At 44.5% G+C, this 4,844-nt stretch carries 5 protein-coding genes; 4 read left to right on the forward strand and 1 reads right to left on the reverse strand.

Going from position 1 to position 4,844, the window contains the following annotated elements:
• Positions 1-278 (reverse strand): NAD(P)-dependent oxidoreductase (locus VIN08_RS17740; protein ID WP_331967716.1); only part of this gene is annotated, 278 nt, incomplete at its 3' end.
• 231 nt (positions 279-509) lie between these two features.
• Here VIN08_RS17740 and VIN08_RS17745 point away from each other — a divergent pair.
• From VIN08_RS17745 to VIN08_RS17760, 4 genes are all read left to right on the forward strand, one after another.
• On the forward strand, positions 510-1,280 hold the full coding sequence (locus VIN08_RS17745) for a sensor histidine kinase (RefSeq protein ID WP_331967718.1): 771 nt from the start codon (positions 510-512) through the stop codon (positions 1,278-1,280).
• Positions 1,246-1,965: a response regulator transcription factor gene (locus VIN08_RS17750; RefSeq protein ID WP_331967719.1), complete on the forward strand. Its 720-nt coding sequence runs from the start codon at positions 1,246-1,248 to the stop codon at positions 1,963-1,965. The genes VIN08_RS17745 and VIN08_RS17750 overlap by 35 nt, the downstream gene beginning before the upstream one ends.
• 113 nt (positions 1,966-2,078) lie before the next feature.
• Positions 2,079-2,603, forward strand: a complete 525-nt coding sequence (locus VIN08_RS17755; RefSeq protein ID WP_331967723.1) for a hypothetical protein — start codon at positions 2,079-2,081, stop codon at positions 2,601-2,603.
• Positions 2,590-4,844, forward strand: a 2,255-nt coding sequence (locus tag VIN08_RS17760) for a cation:proton antiporter (protein ID WP_331967726.1), incomplete at its 3' end; no start/stop codon positions are given. The genes VIN08_RS17755 and VIN08_RS17760, both read left to right, overlap by 14 nt.

Consider the following 4,844-nt stretch of genomic DNA (forward strand, 5'->3'; position numbering starts at 1 on the left):
AATACATGGGTTATACTTCGCACCAAAACAGGCGGTTCATCTTTTCGTTGCCCGAGTGTGCTGATTACAACGGTGCAATCCTGCAACAATAATTGTATATCGCCATACGAAGTAGCATCGCCCTGCACTACTTCCAGTAAAGGACTTGTGATGGTAAATTTCTCCGGGTGTCGAACAAGCGCTTTGCAGGTATATCCGCGATCAAGTAATTGTTGAAGGAGAACAGTGCCCGCTTTTCCGGACGCGCCAAGAACGGCAATTCGTTGATTGTTTTTCATAGATACTCTTTAATAAAACTGGATGAAATAGAAATTGCGCTGTACCAGGATGGATACAGCAAAAGAGTGCATGCATCTAAATTCCATGCGCCCCCTTATAACATCACTATTTTATCAAGAGCATTTGATGGATCAAATATAGTGTTCCCGGATTATCTTCCAAAACCGCCCCGATTTTGTCCCATTCTCTACACTGGAAAAAATAAGTAACTTTACCACCTGATCCATACTATGCAGACAGACGCGAGTATATTCCAAACACTCTTTTACGTGACCCTGGCCGTGGTGGCAGCGCTGGTGGCGGGTATAGTATATCTTATCGGGCGACTGAAGAAAGCAGACAAAATGCGCGAAGGTATTCAAGCGCGTTTCCAGACACTCGAGAATAAAGTTGACAGTTTACAACTGGAAACACTTGAGTCGCGCCTCAACCCGCACCTGTTTAAAAATATACTGAACTCGATACAGTCGCACGCTTACCAAACCTATTTCGCGCTGGATAAGCTGGCCAATGTGCTGGACTATATCTTGTATGAAAGCCGTAACCGGTTTGTTACTCCGCAGGAGGAAATCGAGTTTGCTATGAATCTCATTGAGATCAACAAAGTAAAGGTGAGTCCGTTGTTTGAGTTGAAAGTAAAAACAAAAGTAAACGAAGAAGACGCACTCTATACGCAACGCCTGCTGGCGCCCCTCATCTCTGTCGACCTGATTGAAAATGCATTCAAGCATGCTGACCTGCAAAGTGCCGATGCTTTTATATCGATCGTTCTCGAATGCAAAGACCAGGTGTTTTCGCTTACGGTATCGAATAAAATTTCTTCGAAGACTGCGTTGCGAAAAGAGAAAAGCGGCATCGGTTCAGAAGCATTAGAGCAACGATTAAAGCTGATCTATAAAAATCATTACAAGCTGGATCGCTTCACAGAAGGCGATGTATTCATTGCACACCTAAAGATAAATTTACTTGAACACAAAGCTCAGATGCTTACTGCTCGATGATGAGCTGCCGGGACTCACGTATCTAAAAATGCTGTGCGAACAACTGCCCGAGCTGGAAGTAGTGAGAGCATTTAACAGTCCGGATGTTTTTCTGAAAGAAGTACCTTCACTCGAATTTGATCTTTGCCTGCTGGACATTGAGATGCCGGGAATGACCGGCCTGCATGTAGCCAACCTGTTGCGCGGCAAGCCGGTAATTTTTGTTACGGCTTATAAAGAATATGCAGCCGATGCGTTTGACCTGGATGCAATTGACTATATACGCAAGCCGGTTCAAAAAGATCGCCTGGTACAAGCGGTACAAAAAGCTGTGAAGCGTATAGCAGCTATACCGGCACCAAAAGATTTTGTTCAACTCAATACCGATAAAGGAAAAACGTTACTCTTCTTCGACCAGGTAAGCTATATCAAAACATCCGAGTCAGACAGTCGCGATAAAGTAGTGCAGCTGCACGATGGCACTACGCTTACACTCAAAAATATTTCCTTTGAAAAATTACTGGAGATACTTCCTCCTGCCAATTTTTGCCGGGTAAACAAAAAAGAATTGTTGTCGCTCAAGTCTGTAAATTTTTTCTCGCACGATGAAATCACCACGCACATTTTACTGGCATCGGGCAAGCCACTAACCCTTTCGCTGAGCGAAGCCTACCGACAGGAATTTATCAGCAAAGTGTCGCTGTAGTTTCGTTACATTTTTTCTCCTGCTTGTTACAATATCCGCGCATTCATCTGCACCGTGAGATTTTTACAACGGTCTTCTCTTCATATTTGCCGTGTTAAATCAAAACAGATATTGTGAAACGATCTTTACTCGTATTTGTACTTAGTATTCTTCTCGTGTCGGGAGCGCAAGCACAGACACAGCAGACGCAACAAACACCACCTCGCACCGGTTTTGGCGTGGGCATCTATCCAACCGGAACAGAAACCGGTATAGGCTTCCGTTCGGCCAAAGAATCGCGCTGGGCCATTGATGTGCGCATTACACGCGCAAACTTTTTTACAGAAACAAAAACAGGATCATTGGTAAATGAAGCATCGTTCGTATATCGTGTTGCCTTTTATGAAAAAGTAAGATTTCATATAGGGCTGGGTGCACGTGCAGACTGGAACCTCGATAAAAAACAATCGAATCGTTTTGGTGGCGTTATGCCGATTGGAGTGGAAGCATTTCCGTTTCCTTTTCAACATGCAGGTTTGTTCTTCGAAGCTGCTCCATACTTTACTACCGCGGGCAGTGGCGACAATAATGCGGGCATTCGTACGGTAGCAGGGTTTGTATTTTACTTTCTGAAAAATCACAAAAATGAAAAAATTTAAGAATCTGTTTTTTTATACTGGTATCATTGGTGGTTTCTCAGCATTGGTATACTGGATCATTACAATCGGCACACGCCAGGAAGCCGGCCGGAGTATCGTTATACCTCAGTCTGATCAAAGTGCATTTCACCAGTTTACGCATGCGTTTGCTCAAAGTCTTCATCATCCGCTCGCGGTGTTGCTCGCACAGATCATTACGATCATTATTGTAGCGCGTCTCTTTGGATGGATGTTTCAGAAGATCGGACAACCCAGTGTTATCGGTGAGATCATTGCCGGTATAGTACTCGGCCCTTCTTTGATGGGACTATATTTTCCGGAGTTATCCGCAGCCTTGTTCCCGCCACAATCGTTGGGCAATCTGCAATTTCTCAGTCAGATCGGTTTGATCCTCTTCATGTTTGTTATCGGCATGGAGCTCGACCTGAATGTGCTGCGTAACAAGGCACACGATGCCGTAGTAGTAAGTCACACCAGTATAGTTATACCTTTCTCGCTGGGTATAGGACTTGCGTATTTTATGTACCAGTCGTTTGCACCACCCAACATACAGTTCTCCTCCTTTGGATTGTTTCTGGGTATAGCGATGAGCATTACAGCTTTCCCGGTGCTGGCGCGTATAGTACAGGAGAGAGGTATAAATAAAACACGTCTGGGTTCGATTGTTATTACCTGTGCCGCTGCGGACGATATCACTGCATGGTGCCTGCTGGCGGCTGTGATCGCGATTGTAAAAGCTGGATCATTCGTAAGTGCTTTTTATATTATACTGCTGGCCGGTATATATGTATTCGTGATGCTGAAAGTAGTGCGTCCATTCCTGAAACGAGTGGGAGACCTGCATGCTTCGCGTGAGAATCTCAGTAAATCCGTAGTCGCTATATTTTTTCTTACACTATTGTTGTCAGCGTACGCTACAGAAGTGATTGGTATACATGCCTTGTTCGGAGCTTTTATGGCGGGTGTAATTATGCCGGAGAACATGAGGTTCAAGAATATATTTATTGAAAAGATAGAAGATGTAGCGTTGGTATTATTGCTGCCGCTGTTCTTCGTCTTTACCGGACTTCGTACACAGATCGGCCTGCTTAACGATCCATACCTCTGGCAAATTACTGCGCTTATCATAACCGTTGCAGTAATCGGTAAATTTGCAGGAAGTGCTTTTCCTGCCAAGTTTGTAGGACAAAGCTGGAAAGACAGTTTGATGATTGGTGCATTGATGAATACCCGCGGACTCATGGAGCTGGTGGTATTGAACATCGGTTATGATCTAGGTGTACTTACTCCGCAGGTATTCGCGATGATGGTGATCATGGCGCTGGTCACAACCTTCATGACCGGACCTGCGCTCGATCTCATCAACCGAATCTTTAAATCCGGAGATGATACTATACCGAAGGAAGTAACACATCCTGGCAAGTATAAAATACTGGTATCGTTCGGAAATCCGGAAGGAGGAAGATCATTGCTGCGACTCGCCAATAGTTTTAGTCGTAAGTTAAATGGCAATGCAACCATCACTGCGATGCACCTCTCCCCTGCCAATGAGCTGCATCACTATAACACCGAAGAATACGAGCGCGAAAGCTTTGCCCCGGTAATAGAAGAGTCGCGACAGTTAAATCAAACCATCACAACATTATTCAAAGCATCCAGCGATATTGATACCGATATAGCGGAAGTTGCCAACGAAGGTGATTATGATCTGTTACTGGTAGGGCTCGGACAATCGATCTACGAAGGAAGTTTACTCGGTAAAGTATTAGGTTTTACTACGCGCATCATCAATCCTGACAGACTGATCAATACAGTAACAGGAAGAGAAAAGTTATTCGAAAATTCTCCGTTCGATGAACGCACGCGTTTTATATTAACCAATACTAATGTGCCGGTGGGTATACTCATTGATCGCAAACTGGAAAAGACCGATCGCGTATTTATACCTTTGTTTGATGAACAGGATGCGTTCCTGATTCGTTATGCCCAAAAACTGATACACAACACCGGATCACAAGTTATTATACTGGATGCTGCAGGACAAATTAAAAACACGACTGAAGTAAAAGAGTCAATCCGGGCGATCGAACAGACTGCTCCCAATCATATAACCATGCTAAGCGAGCGCCCGATCGAAAAAGATTTTCTCCAGCAACACGATCTCATGCTCATCAGCCTCGACAGTTGGAAGAAGCAGGTAGAAGCACACAGTGTGTGGCTGAACCATACGCCTTCCACGCT

It is taken from the genome of Ohtaekwangia sp. (assembly GCF_036568665.1).
In the GTDB taxonomy this organism is placed as follows: Bacteria; Bacteroidota; Bacteroidia; order Cytophagales; family Cyclobacteriaceae; genus Ohtaekwangia.

Coding starts and splice junctions, on each gene's coding strand:
- VIN08_RS17745 (WP_331967718.1), top strand. CDS start 510: ATGCAGACAGACGCGAGTATATTCCAAACACTCTTTTACGTGACCCTG.